This window comes from Enterobacter mori LMG 25706 (assembly GCF_000211415.1).
Lineage (GTDB): Bacteria > Pseudomonadota > Gammaproteobacteria > Enterobacterales > Enterobacteriaceae > Enterobacter > Enterobacter mori.
In genome coordinates, this window is record NZ_GL890780.1 from 681,315 (window position 1) to 698,076 (window position 16,762).

General features: G+C 53.2%; 20 protein-coding genes. 6 read left to right on the forward strand and 14 right to left on the reverse strand.

The features are described 5' to 3' along the window. Positions 1 to 10 precede the first annotated feature (10 nt). A complete protein-coding gene (gene ftsH, locus ENTMO_RS0121450; RefSeq protein ID WP_010436002.1) occupies positions 11 to 1,945 on the reverse strand; it encodes an ATP-dependent zinc metalloprotease FtsH in 1,935 nt (644 codons plus the stop codon). 102 nt (positions 1,946 to 2,047) lie between these two features. After that, positions 2,048 to 2,674: a 23S rRNA (uridine(2552)-2'-O)-methyltransferase RlmE gene (gene rlmE, locus ENTMO_RS0121455; protein ID WP_010436004.1), complete on the reverse strand. Its 627-nt coding sequence runs from the start codon at positions 2,672 to 2,674 to the stop codon at positions 2,048 to 2,050. Between the two features lie 127 nt (positions 2,675 to 2,801). Here rlmE and yhbY point away from each other — a divergent pair, with 127 nt between their 5' ends. After that, the gene (yhbY, locus tag ENTMO_RS0121460) at positions 2,802 to 3,095 is read left to right on the forward strand and encodes a ribosome assembly RNA-binding protein YhbY (protein ID WP_003861814.1); all 294 of its coding nucleotides are present in this window, start codon (positions 2,802 to 2,804) and stop codon (positions 3,093 to 3,095) included. A 151-nt stretch (positions 3,096 to 3,246) separates the two neighbouring features. On the opposite strand, the gene greA is transcribed toward yhbY, so the two are convergent. After that, positions 3,247 to 3,723 (reverse strand): transcription elongation factor GreA, encoded by a 477-nt coding sequence (gene greA, locus ENTMO_RS0121465; RefSeq protein WP_010436008.1) that lies wholly within the window; start codon positions 3,721 to 3,723, stop codon positions 3,247 to 3,249. 228 nt (positions 3,724 to 3,951) lie between these two features. On the opposite strand from greA, the gene dacB reads away from it, so the two are divergent. Genes dacB through pmrB form a run of 3 tightly spaced genes read left to right on the forward strand, consistent with a single transcriptional unit; the run spans position 3,952 to position 7,090 of the window. Next, positions 3,952 to 5,385, forward strand: a complete 1,434-nt coding sequence (gene dacB, locus ENTMO_RS0121470) for a serine-type D-Ala-D-Ala carboxypeptidase (RefSeq protein ID WP_010436012.1) — start codon at positions 3,952 to 3,954, stop codon at positions 5,383 to 5,385. A gap of 2 nt (positions 5,386 to 5,387) precedes the next feature. Beyond that, a complete protein-coding gene (gene pmrA, locus ENTMO_RS0121475) occupies positions 5,388 to 6,050 on the forward strand; it encodes a two-component system response regulator PmrA (RefSeq protein ID WP_010436013.1) in 663 nt (220 codons plus the stop codon). Continuing rightward, a complete protein-coding gene (gene pmrB / locus ENTMO_RS0121480; protein WP_010436015.1) occupies positions 6,047 to 7,090 on the forward strand; it encodes a two-component system sensor histidine kinase PmrB in 1,044 nt (347 codons plus the stop codon). The genes pmrA and pmrB overlap by 4 nt, the downstream gene beginning before the upstream one ends. Positions 7,091 to 7,123: 33 nt before the next feature. Here pmrB and cgtA read toward each other — a convergent pair whose 3' ends face one another. The 4 genes from cgtA to rplU all read right to left on the reverse strand — a co-directional run bounded on the left by cgtA (position 7,124) and on the right by rplU (position 9,964). After that, positions 7,124 to 8,299: an Obg family GTPase CgtA gene (gene cgtA, locus ENTMO_RS0121485; RefSeq protein WP_010436018.1), complete on the reverse strand. Its 1,176-nt coding sequence runs from the start codon at positions 8,297 to 8,299 to the stop codon at positions 7,124 to 7,126. A gap of 15 nt (positions 8,300 to 8,314) precedes the next feature. Further along, a complete protein-coding gene (locus tag ENTMO_RS0121490; RefSeq protein ID WP_010436020.1) occupies positions 8,315 to 9,280 on the reverse strand; it encodes a DMT family transporter in 966 nt (321 codons plus the stop codon). A gap of 95 nt (positions 9,281 to 9,375) precedes the next feature. After that, positions 9,376 to 9,633, reverse strand: a complete 258-nt coding sequence (rpmA, locus tag ENTMO_RS0121495; protein WP_004385076.1) for a 50S ribosomal protein L27 — start codon at positions 9,631 to 9,633, stop codon at positions 9,376 to 9,378. Positions 9,634 to 9,652: 19 nt separating this feature from the next. Then, positions 9,653 to 9,964, reverse strand: coding sequence for a 50S ribosomal protein L21 (rplU, locus tag ENTMO_RS0121500; RefSeq protein ID WP_010436026.1), 312 nt, complete (start codon positions 9,962 to 9,964; stop codon positions 9,653 to 9,655). Positions 9,965 to 10,221: 257 nt separating this feature from the next. Here rplU and ispB point away from each other — a divergent pair, with 257 nt between their 5' ends. Continuing rightward, a complete protein-coding gene (ispB, locus tag ENTMO_RS0121505) occupies positions 10,222 to 11,193 on the forward strand; it encodes an octaprenyl diphosphate synthase (RefSeq protein ID WP_010436028.1) in 972 nt (323 codons plus the stop codon). A gap of 229 nt (positions 11,194 to 11,422) precedes the next feature. Then, positions 11,423 to 11,710 carry a DNA-binding transcriptional regulator SfsB gene (gene sfsB / locus ENTMO_RS0121510; RefSeq protein ID WP_010436030.1) on the forward strand — a complete coding sequence of 96 codons (288 nt, stop codon included), beginning with the start codon at positions 11,423 to 11,425 and terminating at the stop codon, positions 11,708 to 11,710. Positions 11,711 to 11,774: 64 nt separating this feature from the next. On the opposite strand, the gene murA is transcribed toward sfsB, so the two are convergent. The 7 genes from murA to mlaF form a co-directional block, all read right to left on the reverse strand. After that, the gene (murA, locus tag ENTMO_RS0121515; protein WP_010436033.1) at positions 11,775 to 13,034 is read right to left on the reverse strand and encodes a UDP-N-acetylglucosamine 1-carboxyvinyltransferase; all 1,260 of its coding nucleotides are present in this window, start codon (positions 13,032 to 13,034) and stop codon (positions 11,775 to 11,777) included. A 51-nt stretch (positions 13,035 to 13,085) separates the two neighbouring features. Further along, entirely contained in the window at positions 13,086 to 13,340 is a 255-nt protein-coding gene (gene ibaG / locus ENTMO_RS0121520) for a BolA family iron metabolism protein IbaG (RefSeq protein WP_010436035.1), read from the reverse strand. A 126-nt stretch (positions 13,341 to 13,466) separates the two neighbouring features. After that, complete coding sequence (mlaB, locus tag ENTMO_RS0121525; protein ID WP_010436037.1) at positions 13,467 to 13,760, reverse strand: lipid asymmetry maintenance protein MlaB; 294 nt, start codon at positions 13,758 to 13,760, stop codon at positions 13,467 to 13,469. Next, positions 13,760 to 14,395, reverse strand: coding sequence for a phospholipid-binding protein MlaC (gene mlaC / locus ENTMO_RS0121530; protein ID WP_010436040.1), 636 nt, complete (start codon positions 14,393 to 14,395; stop codon positions 13,760 to 13,762). The genes mlaB and mlaC overlap by 1 nt, the downstream gene beginning before the upstream one ends. Before the next feature lie 18 nt (positions 14,396 to 14,413). Beyond that, positions 14,414 to 14,962, reverse strand: coding sequence for an outer membrane lipid asymmetry maintenance protein MlaD (mlaD, locus tag ENTMO_RS0121535; protein ID WP_010436042.1), 549 nt, complete (start codon positions 14,960 to 14,962; stop codon positions 14,414 to 14,416). A gap of 4 nt (positions 14,963 to 14,966) precedes the next feature. Beyond that, a complete protein-coding gene (gene mlaE, locus ENTMO_RS0121540) occupies positions 14,967 to 15,749 on the reverse strand; it encodes a lipid asymmetry maintenance ABC transporter permease subunit MlaE (RefSeq protein WP_010436044.1) in 783 nt (260 codons plus the stop codon). Positions 15,750 to 15,756: 7 nt separating this feature from the next. Further along, positions 15,757 to 16,569, reverse strand: a complete 813-nt coding sequence (gene mlaF / locus ENTMO_RS0121545) for a phospholipid ABC transporter ATP-binding protein MlaF (RefSeq protein ID WP_010436047.1) — start codon at positions 16,567 to 16,569, stop codon at positions 15,757 to 15,759. Positions 16,570 to 16,762: the final 193 nt, after the last annotated feature.

Sequence of the window (16,762 nt, forward strand, 5' to 3'; positions counted from 1 at the left end):
CAGAAGAGACTTACTTGTCGCCCAACTGTTCTGACATGGTATTACCCGGGTTTGGCGTACGCGGTTCATCAACCGGGCGCGGCGCACGCGGGGTGCCATTGTTGTCAGAATTGTTGGAAGCACCTGGATCTTCCCAGCCAGCTGGCGGACGCACTTCACGGCGTGCCATCAGGTCGTCAATCTGCGGTGCATCGATGGTCTCATATTTCATGAGTGCATCTTTCATCGAATGCAGGATATCCATATTGTCGTTCAGGATCTGGCGAGCACGTGCATAGTTACGCTCTACCAAAGATTTTACTTCCTGGTCGATGATACGTGCCGTCTCATCGGACATATGTTTCGCTTTAGCCACAGAACGGCCCAGGAACACTTCACCCTCTTCCTCTGCATACAGCAGCGGACCGAGTTTGTCGGAGAAGCCCCACTGCGTCACCATGTTACGTGCCAGGTTTGTCGCGACTTTGATGTCGTTAGACGCACCGGTAGAAACATGTTCAACACCATAGATAATCTCTTCTGCCAGACGACCGCCGTACAGGGTCGAGATCTGGCTTTCCAGCTTCTGACGGCTGGCGCTGATCGCGTCGCCTTCAGGCAGGAAGAAGGTCACACCCAGCGCGCGACCACGCGGGATAATCGTCACTTTATGCACCGGATCGTGTTCCGGTACCAGGCGACCGATAATCGCGTGACCTGCTTCGTGGTATGCCGTGGACTCTTTCTGCGCTTCCGTCATCACCATGGAGCGACGTTCCGCACCCATCATGATTTTGTCTTTCGCTTTCTCGAACTCCACCATGGACACCACGCGCTTGTTACCGCGTGCGGCAAACAGGGCAGCTTCGTTGACCAGGTTAGCCAGGTCCGCACCGGAGAAGCCCGGGGTACCGCGCGCAATAATTGCTGCGTCGATATCTGGCGCCAGCGGTACGCGACGCATGTGGACTTTCAGAATCTGTTCACGACCGCGAACATCCGGCAGACCCACCACGACTTGACGGTCGAAACGGCCCGGACGCAGCAGAGCTGGGTCAAGTACGTCCGGACGGTTAGTCGCCGCGATAACGATAATACCTTCGTTACCTTCGAAGCCGTCCATTTCAACCAGCATCTGGTTCAGCGTCTGCTCACGTTCATCATGACCACCGCCCAGACCTGCGCCACGCTGGCGGCCTACGGCGTCGATTTCATCGATGAAGATGATGCACGGTGCTGCCTTCTTGGCCTGTTCGAACATGTCACGCACACGAGATGCACCCACACCCACGAACATTTCTACGAAGTCAGAACCTGAAATAGTAAAGAACGGCACCTTCGCTTCACCCGCGATAGCTTTCGCCAGCAGGGTTTTACCGGTACCCGGAGGACCCACCATCAGAACGCCTTTCGGGATCTTACCGCCCAGTTTCTGGAAACGGCTCGGCTCACGCAGGTATTCAACCAGTTCGCCCACTTCTTCTTTTGCTTCGTCACAACCTGCAACGTCAGCAAACGTGGTCTTGATCTGATCTTCCGTCAGCATACGCGCTTTGCTCTTACCGAACGACATGGCACCTTTGCCACCGCCGCCCTGCATCTGACGCATAAAGAAGATCCAGACGCCGATAAGAAGCAGCATCGGGAACCAGGAAATGAAGATAGAAGCCAGCAGGCTTGGTTCTTCTGGCGGCTCGCCGACCACTTTGACGTTTTTAGTCAGAAGGTTATCGAGCAGCTTAGGATCGTTCACCGGGATGTAGGTCGTGTAACGGTTACTATCTTTCTTGGTAACGTTTATCTCACGTCCGTTGATACGCGCTTCGCGAACCTGGTCCTGATTGACCTCCTGCAGGAAGGTAGAATAATCCACCTTGCGGCCATTCGACTCGCTGGGCCCAAAGCTCTGGAATACTGACATCAGCACGACGGCAATGACCAGCCAGAGAATTAGGTTTTTCGCCATGTCACTCAAGGGATTAACCTCACATTACAACTGTGTTAAAAACAGCGTCAGGATACTCTATATCCAGTTTCATTCAAACTTTCGCCTGAAATCTACCGGTTATCATTTTCGCCCGGTCGCTACAATATACACTTCACGGGAACGCGCCCGGGAAGAGTCCGGCTTACGAACTTTAACCTTCGCAAACAGGGAGCGAATTTCCTTAAGGTACTCCTCGAAACCTTCGCCCTGAAACACCTTCACAACAAAACTACCACCAGGCGCTAGTACATCACGACACATTTCTAACGCTAGCTCCACCAGATACATGCCGCGGGGGATATCCACCGCCGGTGTTCCGCACATATTTGGTGCCATATCAGACATGACAACCTGGACCTTACTGTCACCCACACGTTCAAGTAACGCTTTTAGCACTAATTCATCACGAAAATCGCCCTGAAGGAAGTCGACACCGACGATGGGATCCATTGGTAAAAGATCGCATGCGATGATTCGACCCGCTCCGCCGATCTGCGTTACCGCATACTGGGACCATCCGCCAGGGGCAGCACCGAGGTCAACAACCGTCATCCCCGGTTTAAAAAGTTTGTCACTTTGCTGTATTTCATCAAGTTTAAACCAGGCGCGGGAACGTAACCCCTTTTTCTGCGCCTGCAGAACATATTTATCGCTAAAGTGTTCCTGAAGCCAGCGGCTGGAACTGGCAGAACGCTTTTTACCTGTCATTTAACTTTTCCGTCCGGGTTCATCGTTGCTTACCTTTGACGTAAATTTCTACGCTGCTATTTGGCGATATTAGGGAGATGGCGGTAGAATGAACCGTTTTCAATCCCAACGTAAGCAAAAATATACGATGAATCTGAGTACTAAACAAAAACAGCACCTTAAAGGTCTGGCACATCCGCTCAAGCCTGTAGTTATGCTTGGCAACAATGGTTTGACCGAAGGGGTGCTTGCCGAGATTGAACAAGCGCTGGAACACCACGAGCTGATCAAGGTGAAAATCGCCTCTGAAGACAGAGACACTAAAAACCTGATCGTGGAAGCCATCGTGCGCGAAACCGGCGCCTGTAATGTACAGGTCATCGGTAAAACGCTGGTGCTCTACCGCCCATCTAAAGAGCGCAAAATCTCGCTGCCACGTTAAGGATATCCCTAATCGAACACATTTTCTGTGTAAAACGAGGGATTTCTGTCAGCAGGTGAGCAAAATGCCACGCTCCTTGAGTTGTTAAAAGGCCGCTATGCGGCCTTTTTCTTTTCTTTACAATGTATCAACATCTCTGTGGAGAAGCGAATTACAGGTACTCGACCTTAATAATTTCGTATTCCACTTCACCACCTGGGGTACGGATCACAACTACATCGTCTTGCTCTTTGCCAATCAGGCCACGTGCGATGGGTGAGTTCACTGAAATGAGGTTCTGCTTAAAGTCTGCCTCATCGTCACCCACGATGCGATACGTTTGCTCTTCGTCATTGTCCAGGTTCAGGACACTTACGGTAGAACCAAAGATCACGCGACCATTGTTTGGCATCTTAGTGATGTCGATCACCTGAGCATTAGACAGCTTTGCTTCGATGTCTTTAATACGCCCTTCACAGAAGCCCTGCTGCTCACGCGCCGCATGGTATTCAGCGTTCTCTTTCAGGTCGCCATGCTCGCGCGCATCCGCGATAGCGGCGATGATTTCAGGGCGACGCACGGATTTCAGGAAATCCAGCTCTTCGCGCAGTTTTTCGGCACCACGTAAGGTCATCGGAATAGCTTGCATTTGTTATACCTCTTAAACATTCCTGTTGGGAGCAGTGTTCCCTGCTCCTGCCCCCCTAAGCGGGCAAGAAGCAAAAAGAAAACCGACCCGGGAGCAACGCCCCAGGTCAGCAGCAATTTTTCAATTTGATACGCATTTTACCGCGAAGTTCACTATGGGTCATCGTTTACTTTGCAGTGCTATGCACCGTAGTATGACGGTTTGTTTTCGGGTTGTTAGCGCGAGATTATGCGATTTTCCAGTTTTATCATCGGATTGACTACCAGTATGGCGTTCGCCGCTCAGGCCGCGAACGTTGATGAGTACATTAATCAGCTGCCCGCAGGCGCTAACCTTGCGCTAATGGTGCAGAAGGTTGGCGCCCAGGCCCCTGACATTGACTTTCACAGTCAACAGATGGCGCTGCCTGCCAGTACCCAGAAGGTGATCACTGCGCTCGCCGCCCTGCTTCAGCTTGGCCCTGACTTCCGGTTTACTACCACGCTTGAGACCAAAGGTAACGTAGAAGGTGGCGAACTGAAAGGCGATCTGATTGCCCGCTTTGGGGGTGATCCAACCTTCAAGCGCCAGGATATCCGCAATATGGTGGCGGTGCTGAAAAAATCCGGCGTGACAAAAATCGATGGCAATGTGCTGATCGATACCTCCATTTTCGCCAGCCACGATAAAGCGCCCGGCTGGCCGTGGAATGACATGACGCAGTGCTTTAGCGCCCCGCCTGCTGCGGCCATCGTTGACCGTAACTGCTTCTCCGTGTCGCTCTACAGCGCCCCCAAGCCGGATGATTTAGCCTTTATCCGCGTGGCGTCCTACTACCCGGTCACGATGTTCAGCCAGGTACGCACATTAGCAAAAGGATCGCCGGATGCGCAGTATTGCGAACTGGACGTCGTGCCGGGCGATCTTAACCGTTTCACTCTCACCGGCTGCCTGACGCAGCGTGCCGATCCGCTGCCGCTGGCCTTCGCCATTCAGGACGGAGCGGGTTATGCGGGTGCGATACTGAAAGACGAACTGAAACAGGCTGGCATCACCTATTCTGGCTCACTGATGCGTCAGACACAGGTTAATCAACCGGGTACCGTCATCGCCAGCAAGCAGTCTGCGCCACTACATGACCTGCTTAGGATTATGCTGAAAAAGTCAGATAACATGATTGCTGACACCGTATTCCGCATGATTGGTCACGCCCGTTTCGGTGTACCCGGTACCTGGCGTGCGGGCTCAGACGCCGTTCGTCAGATCCTGCGCCAGCAGGCGGGGATCGATCTTGGTAATACCATCGCCGTCGACGGCTCCGGGTTATCGCGTCACAATCTGATCTCTCCAGCCACCATGATGCAAGTGCTTCAGTACATTGCCCAACATGACACTGAGCTAAACTTTATTTCGATGCTGCCACTTGCCGGGCATGACGGTTCGCTTCAGTATCGGGCAGGGCTTCATGCTGCGGGTGTTGATGGCAAAGTGTCAGCGAAAACAGGTTCACTGCAGGGGGTTTATAACCTTGCAGGCTTTATCACCACAGCCAGCGGACAACGCATGGCATTCGTGCAGTATCTTTCCGGCTATGCCGTCGAACCGACCGATCAGCGTAATCGCCGTATTCCGCTGGTGCGCTTCGAAAGCAGGCTATACAAGGACATCTACCAGAATAACTAACGATGAAACTACTCATAGTTGAAGACGATTTGTTATTGCAGGAAGGGTTGGCGCTCGCGCTGGCGAATGAAGGATATGCGCTCGATTGCGCCGCTACGGCGGCAGAAGCCGATGCGCTGATCCAGAGCGGTGAATATAGCCTGGTGATCCTCGATTTAGGTTTACCGGATAAAGACGGCGCGACGCTGCTCAGCCAGTGGCGCCGCCGTGGCATTGAAAATCCAGTGCTGATCCTCACGGCGCGCGATGCCATTGAAGACCGCATTCACGGTCTGGACTCCGGTGCGGATGATTATCTGGTTAAACCTTTTGCCCTCGCAGAACTTCAGGCGCGCGTGCGGGCACTGATCCGCCGCTATCAGGGACACAGCGATAACATGCTGACTGACGGTGATATTACGCTGAATCTCCAGACGCAGCAGGTGTTGCGTAAGTCTCAGCCTGTCGAAGTGACCCCAAAAGAATTTGCCCTCCTGACGCGTCTCATCATGCGGAGCGGTCAAACAGTACATCGCGAGACGCTGCAGCAGGATATCTACTCCTGGCAGGACGATCCGGGTTCAAATACCCTTGAAGTTCATATTCACAATCTGCGCCGCAAGCTCGGCAAAGAACGGATCAAAACAGTCCGTGGCGTTGGATACCGCCTGGAGAGCCAGAAATGAACAGTATGCGTCGGCGATTAATGGTTTTGCTGGCGATTATCTTGCTGTTTTTTCAGTTAATAAGCGTCATCTGGTTATGGCATGAAAGCCGTGAACAGATTGGCTTTCTGGTGAATGAAACACTCTCGGCGAAAGCACGTAACAAGCACGTTGAGAAAGAGATCCGTGAAGCGATTGCGTCGCTGCTGGTCCCTTCTCTGGTGATGGTCGGTTTTACCCTGCTCTTCTCCTTCTGGGCGGTGACCTGGATAACCCGCCCGCTTAACAAATTACGTGCCAGCCTGGCCAACCGGTCAGCCGACAATCTTACGCCGCTGCCCATGTATTCCGATATGGAAGAAATTGGAGCAGTGACGACATCGCTAAACCAACTGCTGGCGCGTCTTGATCACACCTTACAGCAGGAGCGTCTTTTCACCGCTGATGCCGCACACGAGCTACGCACACCGCTTGCCGGGATTCGGTTGCATCTTGAATTAATGGCCCAGTCTGGCTCACCACAAGCCACCACGTTGATTAGTCGTATCGATCAGTTGATGCACACCGTTGAGCAACTGCTCATGCTGGCGCGAGCCGGACAGGCGATGGCAAGCGGTCACTACGATACCGTCCACTGGACAGAGAATATTATTGCGCCGCTGGGTCTTGAGCACGAAGCCAAAGACCATACGGTGATATGGCCCGCTAAAAGCACTCTTACCGTGCAGGGAGACGCTGTACTCCTGCGCCTGATGCTCAGAAATTTGCTGGAGAATGCCGCCCGCTATAGCCCAACGGGGACGACCATCGAAGTCAAATTAGTGGAAATTGACGGCGGAACGCAGGTCAGCGTGGTGGATCAGGGCCCCGGAATCGATGAGGCACATCGACAGTCCATTACCGAGCCTTTCCGTCGGCTCGACCAGCGCTACGGTGGCAGCGGCCTGGGGCTGAGTATTGTTCAGCGTATCGTCCAACTCCACCATGGTAATTTAATGCTGGAGAACGGCGCTGAGGGCGGCTTAATCGCCAGTTGCTGGTTGCCGTCGACGTTAGGATAAAAAAAAGCCCCTTAGCGGGGCTTCTTTCAGGTATTAATGCTTGTAGATGAACTCAACGCCTTCTTCGTCGTCTTCATCCCAGTCATCGTCCCAGTCTTCATCATCCTCTTCCGCTTCCAGCTCTTCGAGCTGCTGACGGTGGTAGTCATCCCACATGAATTCGACTTTTTCAGGCTGTTTCGCCTCTTCCGCCTGAACGATTGGGTTCTCGATGATAAAGGTCATCACATCCCAGCAGAGATCTTTCACGCCAACCTGGCTTGCCGCAGAGATCAGGTAATATTTATCTTCCCAACCCATCGCTTCAGCAATGGCTTTCGCTTTTGCTTCAGCTTCGGCTTTATCCATCAGGTCGATCTTGTTGAAGACCAGCCAGCGTGGTTTACCTGCGAGTTTTTCGCTGTATTTTTCCAGTTCGCCAATGATGATACGGGCGTTTTCGACCGGATCGGACTCATCGATTGGGTTAATATCAACGATGTGCAGCAATACGCGGCAGCGCTCAAGGTGTTTCAGGAAGCGAATACCCAGTCCTGCGCCTTCTGCTGCGCCCTCGATCAAACCAGGGATATCAGCGACAACAAAGCTCTTTTCGTGGTCCATACGGACAACGCCCAGGCTTGGCACCAGCGTCGTAAACGGATAATCTGCCACTTTTGGCTTAGCGGCTGATACAGCACGGATAAACGTCGATTTACCGGCGTTAGGCATACCCAGCATACCGACGTCAGCCAGCAGCATCAGTTCCAGCTGCAACTCGCGCGTATCGCCCGGTGTCCCCATGGTTTTCTGACGCGGAGCACGGTTAACCGATGATTTAAAACGGCTGTTACCCAGACCGTGCCAGCCACCTTTAGCAACCAGCAGGCGCTGACCGTGTTTGGTCATATCACCCATGGTTTCACCAGTGCCCTGGTCAATCACTCGCGTACCGACCGGAACCTTGATGTTGACGTCTTTACCACGTTTACCCGTACAGTCACGGCTCTGGCCGTTCTGGCCGCGCTCGGCACGGAAAGATTTTTCGAAACGGTAGTCGATCAGCGTGTTGAGGTTTTCATCCGCCTCCAGCCACACGTCACCACCATCGCCACCGTCACCGCCGTCAGGGCCGCCACGAGGAATATATTTTTCACGGCGGAAGCTTACACAACCGTTACCGCCATCACCTGCCACGACCAGAATCGTCGCTTCATCAACAAACTTCATTTTACTCTCCGTAACTCATTCGCCTGAGCGGGGGACTACTACGACCGCTTCATTTTTGCGCCAACGCCCCCAGAGACGATGACCAATGGCGGAATACATCGCACCCGCAACCACGACAAACGCACCGAGATAACCCAACAAGTTGAGCATCGGCTTGACGAAGACATCGGGCCAGGCCATTGATAACAAATCTGAAAATAACAGCGTAAACAGCGGAGTCAGCGTGATTAACGCACTTACCTGCGCTGCCTGCCAGCGCGCCATTGCTTCAGCCAGCGCGCCATAACCGACCAGCGTATTAAGCCCACAAAAGATGAGGCACGCCAGTTGCCAGTCGCTAAGCTGAGTAATCACACCCGGCTTTGCTAACGGCAGCAATGCTATTGTACACAAAGTGTACAACAAAAGGAGGATCTGCTGTGAGGCCAGACGACGCAATAACACCTTTTGCGCGACGCCATAACTCACCCAGACCGTTGCTGCCCCGACACCGAAAATCACACCCCAGGTGTAATCCGTCAGGCGGGTGAAAATCTCAACCAGGCTGGTGTTGAAAAACATCACCAGACCACAGAGCAGCATACTCGCCCCGATAATCTGCGTTCCGCGCATCTTCTCCTTGAGGATAAAGACGCTGGCGACCATCATGCCGACCGGTGAAAGCTGGCCGATCACCTGCGACGCCGTGGGGCTGAGATATTGCAGGGAGGAGCTAAACAGGATGAAGTTACCGAACAGACCGCCCGTCGCAATAGCCAGTAAAACCAGCCAGCGCGGCTTTCGGAAGAGACGCAGCGGTGGAAGCTTACCTTTGATCGCCAGAATGGCACCGAGGCCTATGCTTGCCATCAGGAAGCGATAAAACACTACCGTCGGCGGCTCCATCACGTCCAGTACCTGCTTCATTGCAATTGGCAGTGCACCCCAGCACATTGCGGTGGTGAGCGCCAAAAGAATCCCTATGCCGGCCTGCTGCTTCATGCCCGTTTTCCCTACAGAAAATTTTCCGGGTTTCCAATGTAAAAAGCCCCGCAACACGTTGCGGGGCTTTAATCCGTTACCGGACCGAGAAAACCTTACTCAGCAACGATGCTGATGTATTTACGGTTGTTCGGGCCTTTAACTTCAAATTTCACTTTACCGTCTGCTTTAGCAAACAGAGTGTGGTCACGACCGCAACCTACGTTGTTGCCAGCGTGGAATTTGGTACCACGTTGACGAACGATGATGCTCCCCGCCAGAACGGATTCGCCACCGAAACGCTTAACGCCAAGGCGTTTAGCTTCTGAATCGCGACCGTTACGTGTGGAGCCGCCAGCCTTTTTATGTGCCATTTAAATCTCTCCTCAGGTCTTAGGCGCTGATGCCAGTAATTTTCACATCAGTGAACCACTGACGGTGGCCCTGCTGCTTACGGTAGTGCTTACGACGACGAAACTTAACGATTTTAACTTTCTCGCCACGACCGTGTGCAACAACTTCAGCTTTGATCACGCCGCCATCAACGAAAGGAACGCCGATTTTGACTTCTTCACCGTTTGCGATCATCAGAACTTCAGCGAATTCAACAGATTCGCCAGTTGCGATGTCCAGCTTTTCCAGGCGAATGGTCTGACCTTCGCTTACTCGGTGTTGTTTACCACCACTTTGGAAAACCGCGTACATATAAACTCCGCTTCCGCGCACATCCTCGTATGAATCAGAGTGCGCTATAAATATTCACAATAGGGCGCGAATATTACGCAAAACGCGAGCCTTTGACAAGTGCTACCATCAATACATGAAGAAAAAAAACACAACACGTACGGTAACGTTTATCTGAGCCGTTTTTTCAGTACAATCAGCGATACTATTGATAAACCGAAACCCTTTGTGAACCCACACTCCGTGGGATAAACAGGATAAAAAGCCCGGCTTTTGCGATGAATTTAGAAAAAATCAACGAGTTAACCGCGCAAGATATGGCGGGTGTAAATGCAGCAATCCTGGAGCAACTCAACTCTGATGTTCAGCTGATCAATCAGTTGGGCTATTACATCGTTAGCGGCGGCGGTAAACGCATTCGCCCGATGATTGCCATTCTGGCCGCTCGCGCCGTTGGCTATCAGGGAAATGCCCACGTCACGATTGCGGCCCTGATCGAATTTATCCACACAGCCACGCTGCTGCATGATGACGTGGTGGATGAATCAGACATGCGCCGTGGCAAAGCAACCGCGAACGCAGCATTTGGCAACGCAGCCAGCGTTCTGGTGGGGGATTTCATCTATACCCGTGCTTTCCAGATGATGACCAGCCTCGGCTCGCTGAAAGTGCTGGAAGTGATGTCTGAAGCGGTAAACGTTATCGCTGAAGGTGAAGTCCTGCAGTTGATGAACGTTAACGACCCGGATATCACCGAAGAAAACTACATGCGCGTGATTTACAGCAAGACGGCGCGCCTGTTTGAAGCGGCGGCGCAATGCTCTGGCATCCTTGCTGGCTGCACTGAAGCCCAGGAAAAAGGGCTTCAGGATTATGGCCGTTATCTGGGGACTGCCTTCCAGCTGATCGATGATTTGCTGGACTACAGTGCCGATGGCGAAACGCTCGGCAAAAACGTTGGGGATGACCTGAACGAAGGTAAACCAACGCTGCCGCTGCTCCATGCAATGCGTCACGGAACCCCCGAGCAGGCGAAACTGATCCGTGAAGCGATCGAGCAAGGAAATGGTCGCCATCTTCTGGAACCTGTACTGGAAACAATGGCACTCTGCGGATCGCTGGAATGGACGCGTCAGCGTGCTGAAGAAGAGGCAGATAAAGCCATCGAAGCACTTCAGGTGATTCCGGACAGCCCGTGGCGTGATGCGCTTATTGGCCTTGCCCATATCGCCGTTCAACGCGATCGTTAATCCTTCCCCCTTCTCCCCGTGGCTACACGGGGAGATTCTAATAAGCACCAATAAATTCCATAATCACGTTAAATCATCGACTTACATTCAGCATGATTAAAGCCATGTCATATTCTGAATATTGCTTCCAGTAACGCGAACTTTTTAGAACACATGTTCGAAGAAGGTATAGTAGCCCTGTCATTTCAGAAGAAATGGCGTGGGTGAAAACGAACACAAGGACAGCTTTATGGATATGAAACTGATCGACTGGCACTCAGCGGATATTATTGCGGCGCTGCGCAAAAAAGGGACATCACTGGCGGCGGAATCGCGCCGTAACGGGTTGAGTTCATCGACGCTGGCAAACGCACTGACTCGCCCGTGGCCGAAGGGAGAATTGATTATTGCGACGGCGCTGGAAACGCACCCATGGATCATCTGGCCGTCACGCTATCACGACCCCATAACTCACGAATTTATCGACAGAACGCGCACGATGCGCCAGAAGAAGTTGCAGAAGGAGCAGTCGAAGTAACACTGCAAATTTGACAGCATCAGCAATCCCCCGGCCTTTACAGGCCAGGGGGGTGCAAGAACGATTACTCGCCTTTAACACGCTCGATATTTGCACCCAGCGCGCGCAGTTTGTCTTCGATACGCTCATAGCCACGATCGATGTGGTAGATACGGTCAACAACGGTCGTCCCTTCCGCGATACACCCAGCCAGCACCAGGCTTGCAGACGCACGAAGATCGGTTGCCATCACCTGCGCACCAGACAGTTTTTCCACGCCGTGGCAAATGACCGTGTTGCTTTCGATCTCAGCGTGTGCGCCCATACGGATGAGTTCCGGTACGTGCATGAAGCGGTTCTCGAAGATGGTTTCAGTGATGAAGCCAGTGCCTTCAGCAACCAGGTTTAACAGCGTAAACTGAGCCTGCATGTCCGTCGGGAACGCAGGATGCGGTGCAGTACGCACATTGACGGCTTTTGGACGCTGGCCGTGCATATCAAGGCTGATCCAGTCTTCGCCAATTTCGATATCCGCACCCGCATCGCGCAGTTTAGCCAGCCCCGCATCCAGGGTATCAGGCTGTGCGTTGCGACAAACAATCTTTCCGCCAGAGATCGCCGCAGCGACCAGGAAAGTACCGGTTTCGATACGGTCCGGCAGAACGCGATAGACACCGCCGCCCAGGCGTTCAACGCCTTCGATGGTGATACGGTCAGTGCCCTGGCCGGAAATCTTCGCACCCAGCGCCACGAGGAAGTTTGCGGTATCCACAATTTCCGGTTCACGTGCGGCGTTTTCGATGATGGTCGTGCCTTCTGCCAGCGTCGCCGCAGACATAATGGTGACGGTAGCGCCCACGCTCACTTTGTCCATGACAATGTGCGCACCTTTCAGACGACCGTTAACGGACGCCTTGACGTAACCTTCTTCCAGTTTGATCTCCGCGCCCAGTTTCTCCAGGCCAAAGATGTGCAGGTCAACCGGACGCGCACCGATGGCGCAGCCGCCCGGCAGTGATACCTGACCCTGACCAAAACGCGCCACCAGCGGGCCGAGCGCCCAGATGGATGCGCGCATGGTTTTCACCAGATCGTATGGCGCAGAGAAGTTGTTCACGTTGCTGGCGTCGATCCAGACGGAGCCGTTACGCTCGACTTTCGTGCCCAACTGGGTGAGCAACTTCATGGTGGTGTCGATATCTTTCAGCTTAGGTACGTTCTGAATTTCTACCGGCTCTTCCGCGAGCAATGCAGCAAAGAGGATGGGCAGCGCAGCGTTTTTTGCGCCAGAAATTGTGACTTCGCCCTGGAGACGCGTTGGCCCCTGTACACGAAATTTGTCCATGTAATTGCTCTCTTATAAATTCAACCGTGCTGCGGGCGTCTCGCCCTCAGCTCAAAAACCGTTTAGTTTGCGATCGCGTGCCCACTCTTGCGGGGTGAACGCTTTAATCGACAGGGCGTGGATGCGGTTATCCGCAATGTATTCCATCAGCGGCGCATAGACAGCCTGCTGTTTCTTCACACGACTCATCCCGTCAAAGATCTCACCCACAGCAATAACCTGGAAGTGACTGCCATCGCCTGAGACGTGGACTTCCTGAAGGGTGAGTGCATTCATCAGCACTGCCTGGATTTCATTATTTTCCATGGGGTCTATATCATCTGATAGTGAAAACAAGCCCAACATCTTAGAGCAAAGTGGCGTCGTCTTAAACAAGCAAAAAGCCCCGACGATGAAACTGTCAGGGCTTTCAGAAGTAACGCACTGAAAATATTAGTGCGGTAAAACGTCCTGAGGCAGGTTATAAAGCTGCGCCAGGGTCATGACGTTATCGCTCGCGCCGTGAAGCCTGACGCTTGCTCCCTGCGTTTTACCCACTGCGATCAGATGCGTGAGCAGCGCAACACCCGCCGTATCGACCCGCGAGACATCGCTTAAATCAATCAGCGTCACGCCCTGCATGGCTTCGTGGCGTTTATCCCACAGCGGGTTCAGCAGATCCTGATCGAGCTCACCAGACAGCTTTAACGTCTCGCCTTCACGCGACCAGCTCAGTTGCTGCGACATTACTTTTTCTCGTCCAGGGTAATTTTCTGACGAGAGATAGACTGCAGCTGTGCGGTCAGGCCATCAATGCCTTTCGTGCGCAGCAGGTCGCTCCACTCATTCTGTTTGGTGGTGATCATGCTCACCCCTTCGGCAATCATGTCATACGCCTGCCAGTTTCCAGTCTGGCTGTTTTTACGCCACTGGAAGTCCAGACGAACCGGCGGACGGCCGTTAGGATCGTTAATCGTCACGCGGATAGGCACGATGGTGGCATCGCCCAGCGGCTGTTCAGGCGCAATCTGGTAGGTCTGGCCGTGGTACATGGCCAGCGCCTGGCCGTAAGCCTGTTTCAGGTATTCACGGAACGCAGCAAAGTAAGCCTCACGCTGTGCAGGGGTCGCATCTTTGTAGTAACGGCCCAGCACCAGCGCGCCTGCATATTTGATCTGCACATACGGCAACAGTTCCTGATCGACCACATCACGCAGGTAATCAGGATTAGCACGAATCTTCGGCTGTTCGTTTTTAAGACGATCGAAGGTTTTCTTCGCGGCCGCGTCCATCTGTTTGTACGGGTTGCTCTGATCTGCAGCCTGTGCCGCAGTGAGAGGGGCAATGACCAACATGGCAACCATTAGCAGTCGTTTAAACATGAATGACTTCTCCTGAAATTAATTCGCAGCACCAGGGGTTGGCGCAACATTGGTAGGGTCTTCACTCTGCGCAGGGGCAGCGTCAGACTTTTTATCATCCCCTTTACTGTTATAAAGGAACTGACCAATCATATCTTCCAGCACCATCGCGGACTTCGTATCCTGGATCACGCTCCCGTCTTTAAGGATAGTCGTTCCCAGTTCAGGATCTTCAAAGCCTACGTTAAGTGCCAGATATTGTTCGCCAAGCAGACCGGAGGTACGGATGGAGAGTGAGCTGGTATCAGGAATGTGGTTATAACGCTCTTCAATATCCATCGCTACGCGCGGCAGATAGGTTTTCTCATCCAGCGTAATGTCTGATACGCGTCCAATCACCACGCCGCCAATACGGACCGGTGAGCGCGCCTTCAGGCCACCGATGTTATCGAAGGTGGCATAAACGCGATACGTCGGCTCGGTGCGGACAGAGGTGATATCCGCCGCTCTCAGGCAGATAAACAGGGCTGCCAGCAGCGCCAGTAACAGGAATACGCCAACCCAAATTTCATTTTTTCTCGTTTGCATGAACTCAATTCCCAAACATCAGTGCGGTGAGCACAAAATCCAGACCCAGTACGGCCAGCGACGAATGAACGACGGTACGTGTCGTTGCACGGCTGATGCCTGCCGAGGTTGGAATAGCATCATACCCGTTGAATAACGCAATCCAGGTGACCGTAATGGCAAAGACCACGCTCTTGATTAGACAGTTCACAAGATCCATCCGCAGGTCGATGGCGTCCTGCATCGCGGACCAGAAGAAACCGGCATCAATACCTTTCCAGTGCACGCCGACTAACGACCCACCCCAGATACCGACCGCCACAAAGAGGATAGTCAGCAGCGGTAACGAAATCACACCCGCCCAAAAACGCGGTGAGATGACGCGACGCAGCGGATCGACCGCCATCATTTCCATACTGGAAAGTTGCTCGGTAGCGCGCATCAATCCGATTTCTGCCGTTAAGGCAGAGCCCGCACGTCCGGCGAACAGCAGCGCGGCAACAACCGGCCCCAGCTCACGCAGCAGCGAGAGCGCCACCAGCATTCCGAGGCTGGTTTCCGCACTGTAGGTTGTCAGCACCAGGTAGCCTTGCAGCCCAAGCACCATACCAATAAACAGACCGGACACGATGATGATCAGCATCGACAACACGCCGACATTATAAAGTTGCCGCACCAGCAAAGGCGCGTGCTTGCGGAATTCCGGTTTGCCGACCAGCGCGTTGAATAACATCAATCCGGCACGCCCGAACGTCCTGATGGTTTTTATGCCACGGTGTCCGAGCGCAGCCAACGCATTTAACAGCATGAGTGGCTTAACTCCCTATTCCCAGTAAATCGTCACGATAGTCGCCAGCCGGGTAGCGGAATGGCACAGGGCCATCGGCAATACCGTCGAGGAACTGCCGCACCCGTGGATCGCAATTTTCCTGCAGCGCCTGGGCGCTACCGTGTGCGACGATCTTTTTGTCCGCCACGATGTAGGCGTAATCGGCAATGCTCAACACTTCCGGCACATCGTGTGATACCACAATGCAGGTGACGCCCAGCGCGCTGTTTAATTCAGAAATTAACTTCACCAGCACGCCCATGGTGATAGGGTCTTGTCCCACAAACGGTTCGTCAAACATGATTAAATCGGGTTCAAGCGCAATGGCACGCGCCAGCGCGGCACGGCGCGCCATACCGCCAGAGAGTTCAGACGGCATCAATTTCGCCGCGCCCCGCAGACCAACAGCTTCAAGCTTCATCATGACGGTGCTTTTCAGCAGTTCGGGCGGTAGATGGGTATGTTCACGCAGCGGGTATGCCACGTTGTCAAAGACGTTCATATCCGTGAACAAAGCCCCCGACTGAAAGAGCATGCTCATGCGTTTGCGGACGGTATACAGACGCGAGCGCGACATCTCCGGGACGTTCTCGCCGTCGAAGAGGATTTCGCCGCCGTCCGGGGGGATTTGCCCTCCAATAAGACGCAGCAACGTCGTTTTACCGATCCCTGACGGGCCCATAATGGCGGTGATTTTGCCATGCGGCACAGTCAGCGAAATATCATCAAATATCAATCGGTTGCCGCGAGAGAAACTGACACCACGGACATCGACTAAATTCGCCATCGTTTGGCTCATTTATGGTTCCTTTCTTACCCTGCCTCAGGCTAAGCATGAGGCTTAAATCAGCCCTAAACGCCACATTTTTACAGAATATTGCCTGTAGAGGTTAGCGAAAGCTGGCATTTGTTTTACTTTTCCGGCGCATAAAGTCAAAATTAGGAATTCGTTACGACTCAGGCTGTATGCAGCGCCAACAATTCCTGCGCGG